The 17,571-nt window shown below is 68.7% G+C and carries 16 protein-coding genes and 1 pseudogene; 11 read left to right on the top strand and 6 right to left on the bottom strand.

The annotated features are described in order from the left end of the window. The 4 genes and pseudogenes from D180_RS11070 to D180_RS11055 all read left to right on the top strand — a co-directional run. Window positions 1–327 (top strand): hypothetical protein (locus D180_RS11070; RefSeq protein WP_043090826.1); only part of this gene is annotated, 327 nt, incomplete at its 5' end. Between the two features lie 106 nt (window positions 328–433). Next, complete coding sequence (locus tag D180_RS11065) at window positions 434–1,237, top strand: YiiX/YebB-like N1pC/P60 family cysteine hydrolase (protein ID WP_017912847.1); 804 nt, start codon at window positions 434–436, stop codon at window positions 1,235–1,237. 133 nt (window positions 1,238–1,370) lie between these two features. Next, window positions 1,371–3,633 (top strand): annotated as a pseudogene (locus tag D180_RS11060) (methyl-accepting chemotaxis protein). Window positions 3,634–3,808: 175 nt separating this feature from the next. Continuing rightward, a complete protein-coding gene (locus D180_RS11055) occupies window positions 3,809–4,450 on the top strand; it encodes a DUF6766 family protein (RefSeq protein WP_017912846.1) in 642 nt (213 codons plus the stop codon). Between the two features lie 112 nt (window positions 4,451–4,562). Here the strand turns inward: D180_RS11055 and D180_RS11050 are convergent, their stop codons facing one another. The 5 genes from D180_RS11050 to fabR all read right to left on the bottom strand — a co-directional run bounded on the left by D180_RS11050 (window position 4,563) and on the right by fabR (window position 8,792). Then, window positions 4,563–5,465, bottom strand: coding sequence for a manganese catalase family protein (locus tag D180_RS11050; RefSeq protein WP_017912845.1), 903 nt, complete (start codon window positions 5,463–5,465; stop codon window positions 4,563–4,565). Between the two features lie 125 nt (window positions 5,466–5,590). Beyond that, window positions 5,591–6,097: a ferritin-like domain-containing protein gene (locus D180_RS11045; protein ID WP_017912844.1), complete on the bottom strand. Its 507-nt coding sequence runs from the start codon at window positions 6,095–6,097 to the stop codon at window positions 5,591–5,593. 71 nt (window positions 6,098–6,168) lie between these two features. Then, entirely contained in the window at window positions 6,169–6,681 is a 513-nt protein-coding gene (locus tag D180_RS11040; protein WP_017910118.1) for a ferritin-like domain-containing protein, read from the bottom strand. 454 nt (window positions 6,682–7,135) lie between these two features. Next, window positions 7,136–8,002, bottom strand: coding sequence for an SDR family oxidoreductase (locus D180_RS11035; RefSeq protein WP_017910119.1), 867 nt, complete (start codon window positions 8,000–8,002; stop codon window positions 7,136–7,138). Between the two features lie 145 nt (window positions 8,003–8,147). After that, on the bottom strand, window positions 8,148–8,792 hold the full coding sequence (fabR, locus tag D180_RS11030; RefSeq protein ID WP_017912841.1) for an HTH-type transcriptional repressor FabR: 645 nt from the start codon (window positions 8,790–8,792) through the stop codon (window positions 8,148–8,150). Between the two features lie 93 nt (window positions 8,793–8,885). On the opposite strand from fabR, the gene D180_RS11025 reads away from it, so the two are divergent. The 3 genes from D180_RS11025 (at window position 8,886) to D180_RS11015 (ending at window position 11,698) form a co-directional block, all read left to right on the top strand. Continuing rightward, window positions 8,886–9,962, top strand: a complete 1,077-nt coding sequence (locus D180_RS11025; protein WP_017912840.1) for a ferredoxin reductase — start codon at window positions 8,886–8,888, stop codon at window positions 9,960–9,962. 11 nt (window positions 9,963–9,973) lie between these two features. Next, window positions 9,974–11,098 (top strand): acyl-CoA desaturase, encoded by a 1,125-nt coding sequence (locus tag D180_RS11020; protein WP_017912839.1) that lies wholly within the window; start codon window positions 9,974–9,976, stop codon window positions 11,096–11,098. A gap of 168 nt (window positions 11,099–11,266) precedes the next feature. Continuing rightward, on the top strand, window positions 11,267–11,698 hold the full coding sequence (locus D180_RS11015) for a low affinity iron permease family protein (protein WP_017912838.1): 432 nt from the start codon (window positions 11,267–11,269) through the stop codon (window positions 11,696–11,698). 79 nt (window positions 11,699–11,777) lie between these two features. On the opposite strand, the gene D180_RS11010 is transcribed toward D180_RS11015, so the two are convergent. Next, window positions 11,778–12,005 carry a hypothetical protein gene (locus D180_RS11010; RefSeq protein WP_017910124.1) on the bottom strand — a complete coding sequence of 76 codons (228 nt, stop codon included), beginning with the start codon at window positions 12,003–12,005 and terminating at the stop codon, window positions 11,778–11,780. Window positions 12,006–12,202: 197 nt separating this feature from the next. Here D180_RS11010 and D180_RS11005 point away from each other — a divergent pair, with 197 nt between their 5' ends. The 4 genes from D180_RS11005 to D180_RS10990 all read left to right on the top strand — a co-directional run bounded on the left by D180_RS11005 (window position 12,203) and on the right by D180_RS10990 (window position 17,215). Beyond that, window positions 12,203–12,544, top strand: coding sequence for a hypothetical protein (locus D180_RS11005; RefSeq protein WP_017912837.1), 342 nt, complete (start codon window positions 12,203–12,205; stop codon window positions 12,542–12,544). A 127-nt stretch (window positions 12,545–12,671) separates the two neighbouring features. Next, window positions 12,672–14,381 (top strand): ubiquinone-dependent pyruvate dehydrogenase, encoded by a 1,710-nt coding sequence (gene poxB, locus D180_RS11000; protein WP_198526545.1) that lies wholly within the window; start codon window positions 12,672–12,674, stop codon window positions 14,379–14,381. A gap of 75 nt (window positions 14,382–14,456) precedes the next feature. Further along, window positions 14,457–15,893, top strand: coding sequence for a HAMP domain-containing sensor histidine kinase (locus D180_RS10995; RefSeq protein ID WP_017912835.1), 1,437 nt, complete (start codon window positions 14,457–14,459; stop codon window positions 15,891–15,893). Next, a complete protein-coding gene (locus D180_RS10990; RefSeq protein WP_017912834.1) occupies window positions 15,878–17,215 on the top strand; it encodes a sigma-54 dependent transcriptional regulator in 1,338 nt (445 codons plus the stop codon). The genes D180_RS10995 and D180_RS10990 overlap by 16 nt, the downstream gene beginning before the upstream one ends. The last annotated feature ends 356 nt before the right edge of the window (window positions 17,216–17,571 follow it).

Raw genomic sequence — 17,571 nt, 5'->3', positions numbered from 1 at the left:
AAGCCGCTACAGCGGCAGCTGGCCGAGGCGCAGGCCGGTGCCTGCGACGCCAAGGCCGCGGCGATGTCGCTGATGCTGAGTCTGTTGCCGGGCGAGAGCCGCACCCTCTTCGATGGCGCGCTGACCATCGCCAATCTCACGCCAGCGCAGGACGATGCCAAGGTGCGGCTGCGGATCGCGCCGCTGGGTGCGGCCGCGGTCGACAAGCTCCAGCCGGTGCCGGGAGACCGCTTTCTGCTGCAAGTGCCGGGCCGTGGCCGCTATGCGGTCTACCTGCGCTCCAGCAGCGCGCAGTTCGTGGAGCTGTCGATCCTGCGGCAACCGTGAGCCGGTCGCTGGCGCCGGCACGCCATTCAAGAAATCCAGCGCATGGCCGCCATTGCGGATAGCGGAGCCGTTTCGCCGAAGCGGCCGTCCCTCGGGGGGAACGCGCATGCTGTCCTTGCCACGTTTGCTGGGCCGCCACCTGGCCAAGTTCCTGTCCAAGCCGCGCCGCCATGGCTCGCAACTGCCGACCAGCCCGCCGCAGCTGTTGCGTGCCACGCTGCGCAAGGGCGACGTGCTGCTGGTCGAGGGCAACAGCCGCTTCTCCACCGCCATCAAGTACCTGAGCCAGTCCACCTGGTCGCACGCGGCGCTGTACATCGGCGACCACGTGGCCGCGCTTCCCGGCGAGGAAGCGCCGCTGTTCTGCGATGTCGACATCAACGTCGGCGTGCGCCTGGTGGGATTGAGCGAGTTCGCCGGCCTGCACACCCGCATCTGCCGTCCGGTGGGGTTGAGCGCGCAGGAGATCGAGACCGTGGTGGAGTACATGGTCTCGCGGGTCGGCAACAGCTACGACCTGAAGAACATCTTCGACCTGGCGCGCTACCTGATCCGCACGCCGCCGCTGCCGTCGTCGGTGAAGCGGCGCTTCCTGGAGCTGGGCAGCGGCGAGCCGACCCGGGCGATCTGCTCGACGTTGCTGGCGCAGGCGTTCGGCGCGATCCGCTATCCCATCCTGCCGGAAATCGACCAGGCGCCGCCGACGGGAAGCGATGCCGGAGAAGACGCGGAGATCCTGCATCCGCGCCATCACAGCCTGACGCTGCCGCGCGATTTCGACGTCTCGCCGTACTTCAACGTGGTCAAGCCGCGCTTGCAGCAGGGCTTCGATTTCCATCGCCTGGTGTGGGAGTCGCACGCCGCCGGCGTGCCGTCCGCGAGCGCGCCAATGGATGCCGCACTGGCCTGACGGAAGCCGGCTGCAGCGTGAAACTGTGGTGCGCGTTGCTCTGGCGAAGCACTTCGCAGTTCAAGTTCGAGCGCGCGCTGGCCGATACAAAATTCCGTTCTCTGCTTTCTACGCCATGAATCCCATCCAATTTCTGCGCCGCCATGTCGCCAATCTGCCCATGGCGCGCAAGTTCATCGTGCTGTGCACGCTGATCGCGCTCGGCGTGATCCTGCTCGCCGTTGCCGCGGCGCGCCTGCAATATCTCAACCTGATCGATGCGCGCAAGCAAAGCGTCAAGACCCAGGTCGACATGGGCCTGAGCGTGATGCAGCACTACGCCGATCTGGCCAAGCGCGGCGAGATGACGCAGGCGCAGGCGCAGGCAGCGGCCAAGGGCGCGCTGGCCGACATGAAGACCAACGGCGGCGTGGACTACTTCTTCATCGTCGACCCGCAGATGCGCATCGTCATGCATCCCAAGCGCGCGGTCGGCACCGACATGAGCGGCTACAGGAGCGATGCCGGCGAGTACGTGTACCGCGACATCCAGACGGCGGTGCGCAGCGGCGACGGTTTCAGCTACTACACCGCGCCCAAGCCCGGCAAGTCGGTGCAGCTGCCGAAGATCAGCTACGCCGCGCTGTACCCGCAGTGGAACTGGGTGCTGGCGATGGGCGTGTATGCCGAGGACATCCAGGCCCAGGCGATGGGCTTCACCAAGATCCTCACCGTGATCGGTGGTGGCCTGGTGGCGCTGGTCGTGGGCCTGTGCTGGCTGATCGCCGGCGCCATCGTCGCGCCGCTGCGCGGCGCCACGCGGACCGCCGAAGCGATCGCCTCGGGCCGCTTCGACAATCCTATCAAGGTCGAGTCGCGCGACGAGACCGGGCAGCTGATGACCAGCATGCAGCAGATGCAAACCCAGCTGCAGCGCTTCAACGGCGAGATGCAGATCCTGGTGCGGCTGCAGCAGGGCGAGGACATCAGCCACCGCATGCCGGAGGATTTCCCAGGCGACTACGGCACGCTTGCGCACGGCATGAACACGGCGCTGTTCGAACACCTGGACGCCATCGTCGAAGCGATGGCGATCATGGACGAGTACGGTCGCGGCGACCTGCGCCGCGACATGCGCCGGCTGCCGGGACAGCGCGCCGCACTGCACGAGGCGCTGGACGTGGTCAAGGCGAACCTGTCGGCGGTCAACGGCGACATCGCGCGGCTGGCCGACGCGGCCGCCCGCGGCGACTTCACCGCACGTGGCGACGAGGCGCGCTACGCGTTCGCGTTCAAGGAAATGGTGGAAGCGCTGAACCGGCTGATGCGCCAGGCCGACAGCGGCCTGGCCGACGTCGGCCGGATCATGGGGGCGATCGCCGATGGCGACCTGTCGCAGCGCGTGGACGTGCGCTACGAAGGCGCGTTCGGCAAGCTCGCCGACGCCGCCAACCGCACCGCCGAGCAACTGACCGGCATCGTGCAGGGCATCCAGCGCGCGGTCGGCTCGATCAACACCGCCGCCAGCGAGATCGCCAGCGGCAACAGCGACCTGTCGGTACGCACCGAGCAGCAGGCGGCTAGCCTGGAAGAAACCGCCGCCTCGATGGAGGAGCTGACGTCCACCGTGAAGCAGAACGCCGACAGCGCGCGCCAGGCCAACCAGCTGGTGCTGAGCACCGGCGAGGTGGCCGAGCACGGCGGCCGCGCGGTGGAGGAAGTGGTGGCGACCATGGCCTCGATCAGCGCCGCGTCCGCGCGCATCGCCGACATCATCGGCGTTCGACGGCATCGCCTTCCAGACCAACATCCTCGCGCTCAATGCGGCGGTGGAAGCGGCACGCGCCGGCGAACAGGGCCGCGGCTTCGCCGTGGTGGCCTCGGAAGTGCGCTCGCTGGCGCAGCGTTCGGCAGCCGCGGCCAAGGAGATCAAGACCCTGATCTCCGACTCGGTGCAGGAAGTGGAGCAGGGCTCGACCCTGGTCAACCGCGCCGGCACCACCATGACCGAGGTGGTCGCCTCGGTGAAGCGGGTCACCGACATCATGGCCGAGATCTCCGCGGCCAGCGCCGAGCAGAGCGCGGGCATCGACCAGGTCAGCAAGACGGTGATGCAGCTGGACGAGGGCACCCAGCAGAACGCGGCATTGGTGGAAGAAGCCAGCGCGGCGGCCAAGAGCATGGAAGACCAGGCGGCGGAACTGGCGCGCGCGGTGGCGGTGTTCCGCCTCGCCGGCGGCGCCGCCATCAGCGTGGCACCAGCGATCGCGGCAAGGCCGCAGCCGGCCAGGCCGGCGGTGCGGGCTGTCGCCGTCGCCACCAAGCCCAAGCCGACGGTCCCGGTGCGGCAAGCGGCGGCCAAGCCACGCCCGATCCAGGGCGTGCCGGCGGACAGCGCGGAGTGGGAAGAGTTCTGAGCCAGTGCGGCGTGGTGGCGCCTGCCGCCACGCCGTGGCCGCTCCTGCAGGTGATGGCATCGCCTCGCATCCGAGGCGTATCGCCCCAGCTTTTTCATCCACTTTTTGCCTGTGGCTGCCTATGGTCGCAGCGACGGCGCGCCGGCAGTGCGGCGGTGGAGGAGGAGCCGAGTCGATGTTCTGGAAACGCAACAGCCTGTCGATCGTGTTGCTGGCGCTGAGCCTGCTGTTCATGGCCGCTCAGGCGTTGAGCGGCCATCAGGCCTACAACGAGGAACTGCGCCAGCAGGGACTGGCGGCGCTGCCGATGTGGCAGTACCTGCACAGCGGGCACTTCATCGGCGCGCTGTTCGAGAACTGGGAGAGCGAGTTCCTGCAGATGGGCATGTACGTGGTGCTGACGGTGAAGCTGCGCCAGTGGGGCTCGGCCGAGTCGCGGCCGCTGTCGCCAGGGCAGGAGGACGACGCCGTCGCGCCGGGCCCGGCGCCGTGGCCGGTGCGCGCCGGCGGCATCTGGCTGGCGCTGTACGAGCGCTCGCTGGCACTGGCCTTCGGTGCGCTGTTCCTGCTCAGCTTCGTCCTGCATGCACTGGGCAGTTGGCGCCACGAGGTGGCCGAGCAGGCCATGCAGCATCGGCCGCCGCCGTCCTTCTGGGAACACGCCAGCGGCGCGCAGTTCTGGTTCGAATCGATGCAGAACTGGCAGAGCGAGTTCCTGGCGGTGTTTGCGCTGGTGGTGTTGAGCATCTTGCTGCGGCAGAAGGATTCCCCGCAATCCAAGCCGGTGCACGCGCCGCATCGGCAGACCGGCGATTGATCGCGGCGCCGCGGGCGGTGTCGACCACGGGCAATGGCCCAGACATGCGAACGCCGCGATGCTTGTGCGTCGCGGCGTTCGGCGTCGTTGCGGTGGAACCTGCAGTGAAGCGCTAGCGCGCCACGCTGCCCTTGGTCGAACCGGCACCCGGGCCGGCGCCCAGGTCGGCACCGGTGGTCGGGTCGCTGTCCGGCTGCGACAGCGTACGCGCCGCCAGCGCCTGCACTGCGCTCTGTTCCAGTTCGCTCAGGCCCACGCTGGGCATCCCGCTGCCGCCATCCACCGCCACCTGGCGATTGCGGTCGGCAATGGACTCCCATTGGCTGCCGCTGTTCCAGGGCCCCTGCATGTCGCCGTCGCCCTGCGACATGTCGTAGTAGCGATCGGTGAAGGCCGGATCGCCCGGCAGCTTGCCTGGCGGGAAGTTCGGCTCGATCGCGTACAGCGCCTTCTCGAAGGATTTCTGGTGCGCTACCTCGCGGGTCATCAGGAAGGTCAGCGCATCGACGATGCCCGGATCGTCGGTGACGTTGATCAGGCGCTCGTAGACGATCTTGGCGCGCGCTTCGGCGGCGATGTTGGAGCGCAGGTCGGCCGTCGGCTCGCCGATACTGTCCACGTAGGCCGCGCTCCACGGCACGCCACTGGAATTGACCAGCGCCGGGCCGCCGCCGTAGAGAATCTGCTGGGTCTGGCTGGTGTTGTTGTTGAGGGTGAGGTTACGCATGTCCTCGGCTTCGGCCATGCCTTCGGACAGCACCGCCTTCGGCCCCTGATTGAGCATGGCGATGATCGAGCCGATGATTTCCAGGTGGCTGAGCTCCTCGGTGGCGATGTCGTAGAGCAGATCCTTGCGGCCGGGATCGACCTCGCCGATGGCCTGGGTGAAGTAGCGCATCGCCGCGGCGAGCTCGCCTTGCGGGCCGCCGAACTGTTCCAGCATCAGCGAGGCCAGCGCCGGATCGGGTTGTGCCACGCGGACCGTGTACATCAGCCGCTTGTTGTGCATGAACATGGGGTTCTCCTGGAGTCCCGCCCGAACGTCGTGACGACGCAATGGCGCGACCGACGGTCGCGCGTGGGGGATAGGCGTCTGGGACGGACGCTGCGACCCGCGCCGGCGGGCCGCAGCCGGGGCGGTCAGGCCGCCTTGCGCTTGCGTGCCGCTTCTTCGTTGCCCCCCTGCTCGGCCAGCAGGGTCAGCTTCTCGTCGGTGGACTTCTCTTCATTGAGCGTTTCCAACAGCCGGCTCAACGCATCGTCCATGCCCAACTGCTTGGCCATGGCGGCAAGTGTGCCGTAGGAGGCGATCTCGTAATGCTCGACCTTCTGCGCGCCGCCGATCAACGCGGCATCGCGCACCGGGCCGGCTTCGATCGACTCGATCACTTCCTTGCCTTCTTCCACCAGGCCTTCCATGGCGGCGCACTTGATCCGCTTCAGGCGCAGGTTGCCCTTCTCGACGATCTGGTCGATGCGTTCGATCTGGCCCTGGGTTTCCTCCAGGTGCGCTTCAAACGCCGCGCGCAGCGCCGGGTTGGTGGAGGCGCGCGCCAGCCGCGGCAGGGCCTTGGTCAGCTGCTTCTCGGCGCTGTAGATGTCCGACAGCTCGTGGATGAACAATTCGTCGATGGTCTTGACGGCCATGGGGAGTCTCCGGTCGATGATGGTGGGTGCTGCGGGGGAATGCGCACGCGTCGTGCGGTGCACGACGACGCTCAGTGCTTGGCGGTTTCGCCTTCGGTGCGTTCGCGCTTCAGGAACGCCAGGATCGTGGCTTCCTGGTGCTCGATCAGCCATTCGGCCATGGCGATTTCCTGGTCGAGGATGGCGGCGCAGATGTCGGCGATCTCGGTCTGCCCGGCTTCCTTGGCGGCGATCACCAGGGAGCGGTAGCTGGCGATCTCCATATGCTCGAAGGCGTAGCTCACACCCAGGCTCTTGGCCACCTCGTCGCTCATCATCGAATTGCCGGCGGCGTGCACCGAGGCCATTACGCTGGCGACGGTGCCCTTGATCGTCGGGATCGAGCCGTCCAGGATCTCGATGCAGCGCTTGACCTGTTCGGATTGATCGCGGGTTTCGTTGACGTGCTGCTCGATGCGCGCTTTCAGCTGCGGGTAGTGCTCCAGGCGGCCGGCGGTGGCAGTGAGCATGGTGTTGGCCTCCTGCTCCATGGCGTAGGCGTCCTGCAGCCACTTCAACAAGCGTTCGGTGTTGCTTCGGGTCATGGGTATCGCTCCAGATGGTGTGCGCGACGCACCTGCATCGCATCGCGCGTCCGTGTGTTTTTCCCCTGTGCGATCAACCTAGACTCGCCGCCGTTAGAGCAGTTGCAGCGCAGAGTGAATGCCGTGCGAGATGCCGTGTGAGGAGATGTACACGGTGGCGATACGCGTGATGCGCGGGTGCTGCATGTCTTTTGCGCTTGCGCTCGAAGGAGCGGCTTCGGTCGTGACAGGCCTTCATGGGAATGCCTGTCGCGACTGAAGCCGCTCCTAAAGAGGGGAGTGCGCTGGATCTGTGGCCTGCTAACGAGACAGCCGCAGGCGCGATGCGTGTGCTTGCGTGAGGATCACAGCGACAACATCAGGATAAGGCCTCTCGCGGCGAGAGCCGCACCTACAGCGCCGCCAGCCCGCAGCGCTTTTCCCATTCCCGATTCCCCACTTACGATTCCCGGCCTTACAGCGTCACCGCGCCACCCGAGATGGTCAGCAACGTGCCCGAGGTATAGCTCGAGGTATCCGCAGCCAACAGCACATAGGCCGAGGCCAGTTCCGCCGGCTGGCCAGGACGGCCGAACGGCGTCTGCTCGCCGAAGGTGCGCACCGATTCCTCATCCATGCCGGTGGGAATGAACGGAGTCCAGATCGGGCCCGGCAGCACCGCGTTGACGCGGATCTTCTTCTCGGCGAGCAGGCCGGCCAGGCCGATGGTCAGGTTGGCCAGCGCGCCCTTGGTCGCCGAGTACGGCAGGATGTTGGGCGTGGGCTTCTTCGAGTTCACCGAGGCGGTGTTGATGATCGACCCGCCCTCGGGCATGTGCGGCAGTGCCAGCCGCACCAGGTGGAATGGTGCATGCACGTTGGTGGCGAAGGTTTTCTCCCATTCGTCGAGGGTGATCTCGTCGAAGCTATGGAAATAGCGTTGGTAGGCCGCGTTGTTGACCAATACGTCGAGGCCGCCGAAGGCGTCGGTCACGGTCTTGATCAGGGTTTCGGCCTGCGCGCGGTCGCTGATGTCGCACGGATGCAGCAGCACGCGCACGCCGGCATCCTCGACCAGCTTGCCGATGCGCTCGGCGTCGTCCTGCTCGTCGGGCAGATAGGCGATGGCGACGTCGGCGCCTTCGCGCGCATAGGCGATCGCCACCGCGGCGCCGATGCCGCTGTCGCCGCCGGTGATCAGGGTGCGCTTGCCCTGCAGCAGGCCGTGGCCGACATAGCTGTCTTCACCGTGGTCCGGTTTCGGATCCATGGCCTGGGTCTTGCCGGGGAAGGATTGCTGCTGGGCCTTGAACGGCGGCGACGGATAGTTCGGAACGGCCATGTGCATGCCTCGTTGGGGGATGTCCAACGAGGGTGGGCAGGCGCAGGTAAAGCCGGGGCCAAGGCCATGTCGGCGGCATGTCACGATGCGGGCAAGCGCCCGTGCCGATGGCTGTCTGCGGTGGCGACGCCGCGGCGCCGCGAACTCAGCCGGCGGCGAGCGTGCGCGCGCCGACGATGATCATGCGCAGCATCGCGGTGATCTGCCGGATCAGCTCCGGATCCTTCTCCGGCGGCAGGTCCATCGCGGTGGCGCCCATCGCGAACACCAGCCGGGTGATCGCCTTGGACACCAGCGCCGGCTCGTGCAGCGGCGCGCCTTCCAGCGCGGCCAGGCGGATCAGGTCCACCCGCAGTTCGTCCTCGAAATAGTTCAGCTCGCGGTCCACCGCATGCTTGAACGCGTCCGAGCCGACCGTGCCCTCGCGTAACAGGACGTGCAGCAGCTTGTCGTCGGCGCGCAACTGTTCCATGAAAGTCTCAACGGAACTGAGGATGATGCTGCGGCGGTTTCCGGCGGCACGCTGCCGCGCCTGGCCGATGATGGTGCGCAGCGAGCTGCCGGCCAGGTCGATCAGCGCCACCGCCAGCTCGTCCATGTCGCGGAACTGGCGGTAGAAGCTGTTGGGGGCGATGCCGGCTTCGCGGGTCACCTCGCGCAGGCTCAACGTGGACACGCTGCGGTGCGGCCCGATCAGCTTCAGCGCCGCGGCCAGCAGGTCCTCGCGCGAGATCGCGCCCTTGCGGGCGTTCGGCGTGTCCGCGGACGGGGGAGGGGAGAGCGTCGTCATGGGCAGACCGGGCCAGGCAATGGGGGATGATAACGCCATTGCTGAATGCACAACTGTATAGACATCTGTATCTTCATCTGTATAGTGGACCCCATGAACGCTGCCCGCCGTCCCGCCAAGCTCCGCCCAGCCGCCCGCGCCCTGCGCGCCTGGGTCAAGCCGGACGTGTTCGATTTCTGGTCCACCCGCCTGCATCCGCTGTGGACCTGGCAGCGCCCGCGCGCCCGGCTGGTGCAGCGCGAGGCCGCCAGCAGCGACGCGGTGACCCTGGTGCTGCAGCCCAACCGCCACTGGCGCGGCCTGCGTGCCGGCCAGCACGTGGAACTGGGCGTGGAGATCGACGGCCGCCGGCTGCTGCGCAGCTACAGTCCCACGCCGTTGCCGGGCGGGCGCCTGGCGATCACGGTCAAGACCGTCGACGGCGGCCGGGTCAGCCAGTACCTGGCCGGCGCGGCGCGCATCGGCGAGGTGTTCGAACTCGGCCAGGCCTATGGCGAGATGGTGCTGCCGACCGCGCCGCACGGCCGCTGGCTGCTGCTGGCCGCCGGCAGCGGCATCACCCCGATGCGTGCGCTGCTGCGGCAACTGGCCGATGCCGGCATGCCGGCCGACGTCGACCTGCTGTACTGGGCGCGGCGCCACGACCAGGTCTGCTTCCGCGACGAACTGCAGGCGCTGGCCGCGACGCATCCGCGTTTCCGCCTGCACCTGGCCATCACCGGCGAAGGCGAAACGCCGGCGCCGCGCGTGGACACGCTGCCGCTCGACGCTCTGGGCGGCCTGGAGCAGGCGCAGGTGATGGCCTGTGGCCCGGGCGGCTTCGTGCAGTCCGCGCGTGCGCGCCTGCAGCACCGCGTGGCCCGCTTCCAGGCCGAAGCGTTCAGCCCGCCGCCGGCCCCGGCCGATGTCGAGCAGGGCACCGTGGCGGTGACCCTGGCGCGCAGCGGCCGCGTGCTGCAGCTGCCGCGCGGCCAGTCGCTGCTGACCGCACTGGAAGCGGAGGGCCTGCGGCCCAAGCACGGCTGCCGCATGGGCATCTGCAACAGCTGCGCCTGCGGCAAGCAGGCCGGCGTCACCCGTGATCTGCTCAGCGGCGCCCACGCCGCCGAACCCGGTTCGCTGAAGCTGTGCGTCAACAGCGCCAGCAGCGACCTGACCCTGGACCTCTGAAGGACTTCCCCATGGCGGCTCCCCGCAACCGCGCACTCACCCCGGCCGAACTGCAGGCCTTCGGCGACGAACTGGATGCGCTGCGCATGCGCACCCTGGCCGACCTGGGCGCGCGCGACGCGCGCTACATCCGCCGCATCGTCGCCGCGGTGCGCTACACCGGCGTGGCCGGCCGTGGGTTGCTGTTCCTCGGCGCCTTCGTGCACAGCGTGCTGGTGCCGGCGTGGATCGCCGGCGTGCTGCTGCTGACCCTGTCCAAGATCCTGGAGAACATGGAACTGGGCCACAACGTGATGCACGGCCAGTACGACTGGATGGGCGATACGCACCTGAACGGCAACACCTACGAGTGGGACATCGTCGCCACCGGCGACAACTGGCGCAAGACGCACAACTTCAAGCACCACACCTACACCAACGTGCGCGGCATGGACGACGACATCGGCTATGGCCTGCTGCGCATCTTCCCCGAGCAGCGCTGGCGCCCGTTCTACCTGGCGCAGCCGTTCATCGCGGTGGTGTTCGCGCTGCTGTTCGAATGGGGCGTGGCGATTCAGGACCTGCGCCTGGGCCGCTGGCTGGCCGGCAAGATGAAGCGCGGCGAATTGAAGCGGACGTTCCTGCCGGTCGGGCGCAAGATGGGCCGGCAGATCTTCAAGGACTACATCCTGTTTCCGGCGCTGGCCGGCCCGTTCTTCCTGCCGGTGCTGCTGGGCAACCTGGCCGCCAACGTGCTGCGCAGCATCTGGACCTTCGTGATCATCTTCTGCGGCCACTTCACCGCCGACGCCGAGACCTTCCCCAAGGAGTCGATCAAGAACGAGTCGCGCGGCCATTGGTACCTGCGGCAACTGCGCGGTTCCTCCAACCTGGCCGGCGGCAAGCTGCTGAACGTGCTGTCGGGCAACCTCAGCCACCAGATCGAGCACCATTTCTTCCCGGACGTGCCGGCCAACCGCTATGCGGCGCTGGCGGTGCAGGTGCGCGAGATCTGCGCGCGCTACGGCCAGCACTACAACACCGGCTCGCTGCCGCGGCAGTTCGGCCAAGTGGTGTGGCGGATCCTGCGCCACGCCTTCCCGAGCCGGCCACGCCCGGTGCGCGCGCTGCAGCCGGCGACGCAACAGGCCGGCTGAGCCTCGCGCACAGGTCAAGCAAACAGGCGGGGGCGACCCCGCCTTTTTCATTTGCCCGGCGCTGGCGCGATATGCACGCCTCGCTCACGGCGCGCTTCAGATCATCCTGGTGGCCTGCACATGCCGGGCACGGCGTTGCAGGCATCTCCCGTTGCAGGAGGGCCTGCGATGAAACCTGCCAAGCTGTTCAATGTCGTCGCTAAAAAAGCGTCCTATGCGGCCGGCACGCCATGGACGTTCTGCATCGCCGTGGCGATCGTGCTCATCTGGGGCCTCAGCGGCCCGGTGTTCGGCTTCAACGACACCTGGCAGCTGGTCATCAACACCGGCACCACCATCATCACTTTCCTGATGGTGTTCCTGATCCAGCACACCCAGAACGCCGACACCGCGGCGATGCAGATCAAGCTCGACGAGCTGATCCGGGTCAGCGCCAAGGCCAACAACGAGCTGCTGGACCTGGAAGAGCTGGACGAGAAGCGGCTGGAAGAAATCCGCAAGCAATACGAGGAACTGGCGCGCAAGGCCGGCGAGGAACTGCGTGCGCGCAATGCGCGCCACGGCGATGGCCGCGAGACCCACGATCGCCCCAAAGGCTGAGCTGACGCCCGCGCCCTGCGGATGGCGGAAGCAGCGTGTCGGCGGTGAGCGCGCGACACGCCGCTGCGCGTTGCAGGGATCAGGCCGGCACGGCGCCGTCCGGATCGTCTGTGGTCGCAGTCGTCGAGGCGCGCTCGGCGCCCTGCAGGGTGTCGCCATGCGGCGGCGTGGCCCGACCGTCATCCAGTTCGGCTGGTGGCATGGACGAGGCCGCGTCGGCCATGGTGGTGTGGGTGTTGCGGCGATAGGCGCGGATGGCGGCGTAAGCCGTGCCGGCCAGCGCAAGTTTCCAGAGTAGACCGGACATCGCAGGGCTCCAGTGCGGAAGGAACGGCCAGCGTCGGCCAGCGCGGGTGGCGCAGGCGTGCAGGTCGCGTGCGTGCGGCGTGGGCGTGCCGATCGGCGTCCCGGTCACTGCTCGCGCGGCCTTCATCGCAACTTGCATGCCGGCTAACGTGCGCCGGCCTAGCGTGATCCGCTCACACGCTTCTGCAGGAGATCGTCATGACGCAGCGCACTTCACCTCCCACCGGCACGCACGATGTCCGCCAGGCCGCCTACCGCGGCACGCAGGGCGATGTGTCCGCCGGCAGCGGCGTGCCGCGCGGTCGCGACCGCGACGTGCCGTCGCAGCCCATACCGCCGCCGCAGGCGCCTACGCCGCAGAATCACGGCGAGGACCGCAGCGGGCGCAGCCAGCCCAACCTGGGCCAGGCCGGAACGTATGGCGCCACCGGCGCACATGCCGGCGGCGCGCATGGCAAGGCCGCCACGCCGGGTGGCTATCACGAGGATGATGCGGACAATGCGGCGCACGATGCCGCCGCTGCACGCGGCGAAGACTAGCCGCACCGTGCGCTGAACATGGGGGCGGCAGGCGCCGGCTGCATCTGCTGCGCCACGCGTCGGTAACGCGCACGATGCGACCATGCCGCTCCCCACCCGGAGATCAGCACGTATGTCCAAGCAGACCATGGCTCGCCTGCTCGCCGAAACCCTGCACAGCGCGGGCGTGGAGCGGATCTGGGGCGTGACCGGCGACAGCCTCAACGGCTTGACCGACGCGCTGCGGCAGATGGACAGCATCGAGTGGATGCACGTGCGCCACGAGGAAGTGGCCGCCTTCGCCGCCGGCGCCGAAGCCGTGGTCAGCGGCAAGCTGGCGGTGTGCGCCGGCAGTTGCGGCCCGGGCAACCTGCATCTGATCAACGGCCTGTTCGATTGCCACCGCAGCCACCAGCCGGTGCTGGCGATCGCCGCGCACATTCCGTCCTCGGAGATCGGCCTGAGCTATTTCCAGGAGACGCATCCGCAGGAACTGTTCCGCGAGTGCAGCCACTACGTCGAACTGGTGACCAACCCGGCGCAGATGCCGGAAGTGCTGCAGCGGGCGATGCGCACCGCGATCCTGCGCCGCGGCGTGGCGGTGGTGGTGATCCCCGGCGACGTCGCCCTGCAGGAAATGCCCAAGGGCACGCCGACGACGTGGCCGGCGCTGGCCGCGCCGCGCATCCTGCCGGCCGACGCCGACGTGGCGAAGCTGGCCGATCTGCTGCAGGCGAGCAAGGCCACCACCTTGCTGTGCGGCAGCGGCTGCGCCGGCGCGCACGACGAGGTGGTGGCGCTGGCCGACGCGCTCGGCGCGCCGATCGTGCATGCGCTGCGCGGCAAGGAACATGTGGAGTGGGACAACCCGTTCGACGTCGGCATGACCGGCCTGATCGGCTTCAGTTCCGGCTACCAGGCCATGCTCAACTGCGACACGCTGCTGATGCTCGGCACCGATTTCCCGTACCGGCAGTTCTATCCCAAGGACGCCACCATCGTGCAGGTCGACAACGACCCGGCCGCGCTGGGGCGGCGCACGCCGCTGCAACTGGGCATCGCCGCCGACGTGCGCGAGACCATCGCCGCGCTGCTGCCGCGCCTGCAGCGTCGCGAGGACCGCGGCTTCCTGGAGAAGTCGCTGGCTCACTACCGCAAGGCGCGCGAGGGCCTGGACGACCTGGCGGTGGCCTCGGCCCCCGGCGAGCCGTTGCATCCGCAGTTCGTCACGCGCATGGTCGATGCGCTCGCCGACGCCGATGCGATCTTCACCTGCGACGTCGGCACGCCGACGGTGTGGGCGGCGCGCTACCTGACCATGAACGGCCAGCGCCGCCTGCTCGGCTCGTTCAACCACGGCTCGATGGCCAATGCGATGCCGCAGGCGTTGGGCGCGCAGGCGCAGTTCCCACGCCGGCAGGTGATCTCGCTGTCCGGCGATGGCGGTTTCACCATGCTGATGGGCGACTTCATCACCCTGGCCCAGCTCGGCCTGCCGGTGAAGGTGGTGGTCTACAACAACGGCTCGCTCGGCTTCGTGGCGATGGAAATGAAGTCGGCCGGCTACCTGGATACCGGCACCGACCTGAGCAATCCGGACTTCGCGGCGATGAGCAACGCCATGGGCATCCTGGGCCTGCGCGTGGACGAATCGGCGCAACTGGAGCCGGCCTTGCGAGAGGCGTTCGCGCATCCCGGCCCGGCGCTGGTGGACGTGCGCGTGGCTAGCCAGGAGTTGGCGATCCCGCCGGCGGTCAAGCTGGAACAGGCCAAGGGCATGGGCCTGTACCTGCTGCGCGCGGTGATGAGCGGACGCGGCGACGAGGTGATGGAACTGGTCAAGACCAACCTGCGCTGAGTCGCCGCAGGCACCGAGGCGCGGTTACGATCGCCGCGGTTCGCCCCGCCTCTTCCGTTGCGCCCAAGGACGTCCATGCCCCGTTCGCTGTTGCGGCAACTGCTGCTGATCTGGATCGTCATCGTCGCCGCCTGCGTGGGCATGGCGGTGGTGCTGGTCGGGCTGTACCGGCACAGCGAGGGCGTGCGCAGCGAACGCGCGCAGGCCGGGTTGCGCGAGGTGTGCACGCGCATGGTGCAGCGCTACAACGGCGCCAGCGCCGCTGCCCACGGCAGCGACGGCACCGGCCTGGCGGCGGTGGTGTCGCAGCTGGTGCTGGCCGATGCCGCCGGCGTGGAAGGCGGCTTCTGGGACCGCCAGCGCGGCTTCGTCGCCTATGCCTATCCGACCTACGACGGGACCGAGCACAAGACCGACGTGCCCTCGGCCGAGCGCAACGTCATTGTGTCCACCGTGCAGCGCGGGGTGGAGGCGCAGCACACGGTCGACTACCGCCGCGACGGGCAGCGCGAGAGCCTGCTGATCGCGGCCTGCCCGCTGGACCGCAATGCCGCGGCCTGGGCCATGACCCGCGTGGCCTCCAGCGACGCCGCCGCCAGTCTGCCGCTGGCGCTGGGGATGGCGCTGATCCTGGCGCTGGTGGTGGTGTCGGCGCTGGCGCTGGGCTGGGTGGTGCGGCGCTGGAGCCAGCGCCTGCAGGGCATCCAGCAGGCCCTGGCGACGCCGGCCGAGGTACCGCAGATCCCGCGTACCGGTTCGCCGGAACTGGACCGGCTCGGCGCCGCGGTCACCGACTATGCGCAACGCAGCGCGCAGGCCCTGGCCGAGACCCGCCGGCTCGGCGAGGAGCTGTCGCGGCACGAACGCCTGGCCGCGCTGGGGCGCATGACCGCGACCGTGGCGCACGAAATCCGCAACCCGATCGCGACCCTGCGCCTGGTGCTGGAAAACCAGATCGCCGCGCACGCGGACGGCGCCGACGACGCCCAGGCGCAACTGATGCTGGCGCAGATCCAGCGCCTGGACGGCGTGGTGGAAAGCCTGCTCGGCATGGTCCAGCCGATCCGCCTGCACCGGCAGACGGTGGCGCTGCAACCGTGGCTGCAGGCGCTGCTGGACCCGGCCGACTGGGACGGGCAGACACCGCCGATCGCGCTGCGCCTGCAAGCGGCGCCGGAGCAGTGGATGCTGGATCCGCAGCAGGCCGCGCGCGCCCTGCACAACCTGCTGCGCAATGCGCTGCAGCACGCCGCGCCCGGCACCGAGGTCACGTTGGCGGCGCAGGCCGAGAACGACCTGCTGCACCTGCGCGTGCGCAACCAGGGCGAGCCGGTGCCGGCGCCGGTGGCCGCGCATCTGTTCGAACCGTTCGCCAGCGGCCGCAGCGACGGCAACGGCCTGGGCCTGGCGCTGGTGCGCGAGATCGCCCGCGCCCATGGCGGCGAGGCGCACTACACGCATCGCGACGGCATCACCGAGTTCAGCCTGGAGCTGCCATGGCGCGCATCCTGATCATCGACGACGACCTGGCCTTCCTCAGCACCCTGCAGGCCACGCTGCGCTCGTTCGGCCACGATGTCGTGGCCGTGGCCGATCCGCGCGAGGGCCTGGCGCGCCTGGGCGAGGGCGGCCTCGACCTGGCCTTCGTCGATTTCCGCATGCCCGGCATGGACGGCATCGCACTGATGCGTGCGCGCCAGGACGACGCGCAGGCCATGCGCGTGCCGCTGGTGATGCTCACCGCGCATGCGTCCAGCGGCAACACCATCGAGGCGATGAAGCTCGGCGCCTTCGATCACCTGGTCAAGCCGGTGGGCCGCGCCGATATCGCCGAGGTGGTCGAGCGCGCCCTGCGCAGCCGCGGCGACGCCGCGCCGGACGCCGCAGCGGCCATGCCCGCCGAGGAAGACGACGCGCTGCTCGGCCACAGCGCGGCGATGCGAACCGTGCACAAGCGCATCGGCCTGGCCGCCGCGTCCGACCTGCCGGTGCTGATCACCGGCGAAACCGGCACCGGCAAGGAACTGGCGGCGCGCGCGCTGCACCGTGCCAGCGCCCGTGCCGCGCAGCCGTTCGTGGCGATCAATTGCGCGGCGATTCCCGCCGAGCTGATGGAGAGCGAGCTGTTCGGCTACCGCAAGGGCGCGTTTTCCGGCGCGGTGAGCGACCGCAACGGCCTGATCCGCGACGCCGACGGCGGTACCCTGTTCCTCGACGAGATCGGCGACATGCCCTTGCCGATGCAGGCCAAGCTGCTGCGTTTCCTGCAGGAAGGCGAGGTCTCGCCGCTGGGCGGGCGCGGCGCGCAGAAGGTGGATGTGCGGGTGATCGCCGCCACCCATCGCGACCTGCTGCAGGCGGTGGACGCCGGGCGCTTCCGCAGCGACCTGCGCTACCGGCTCAACGTGGTGCCGATCGAACTGCCGCCGTTGCGCGAGCGTGGCGACGACATCCTGCTGCTCGCCCAGCATTTCCTCGCCGCCGGTGCCAGCGCCCCGCAGACCCTATCGACGGCAGCGCAGGCGCGCCTGCGCGCCTATCCCTGGCCGGGCAATGTGCGCGAGTTGCGCAACGCCATGCAGCGCTGCCAGGTGCTGGTGCGCGCGCCGGTGGTCGAGGCGCACGACCTGGACGAACTGCTGGCCCAGCCCGCCGAGACGCCCACGACGCTCGATACCGACGCGCTGACCCTGCCGCAGGCGATCGCGCAACTGGAACGGCAGATGATCCAGGCGGCGCTGACCCAGGCCCACGGCAACCGCGCCGAGGCCGCGCGCCGGCTCGGCATCCATCGCCAGCTGCTGTATCGCAAGCTCGACGAGTATGGGTTGTAGGCGGCGCGCTGGCGCGCGCCGCCGGGATTGGGGATTTGGGATTGGGGATTCGTGAAAGCGCCTGACATCAGGCCGCGGCATCCGCTTTTACCAATCCCCAATCCCTAATCCCCAATCCCCTTCCAATCCACACCTGTCCGCAAAGCGGACAGGTGTGGATGGAACGGAGACACCGCCGACGCCATGTCAGCACAAGATTAATTTAAAAATCAATGACTTAAAAGTTGGCACGGCCTCTGCATTATCTCTCCTGCGAGCGGCGCCCCCTTGCCGCTCAGGAGGAACTCCCATGATCCGTCGTAGCGCACTCGCTCTGTCCCTGGTGCTGGCCACCGCCGCTGCTGCCGCCACCGCGC

It is taken from the genome of Xanthomonas sp. SHU 166 (genome assembly GCF_000364685.1).
In the GTDB taxonomy this organism is placed as follows: Bacteria; Pseudomonadota; Gammaproteobacteria; order Xanthomonadales; family Xanthomonadaceae; genus Xanthomonas_A; species Xanthomonas_A sontii.
The sequence above is the reverse complement of the archived record's forward strand: the minus strand, read 5'-3'. Positions and strand labels throughout refer to the sequence as shown.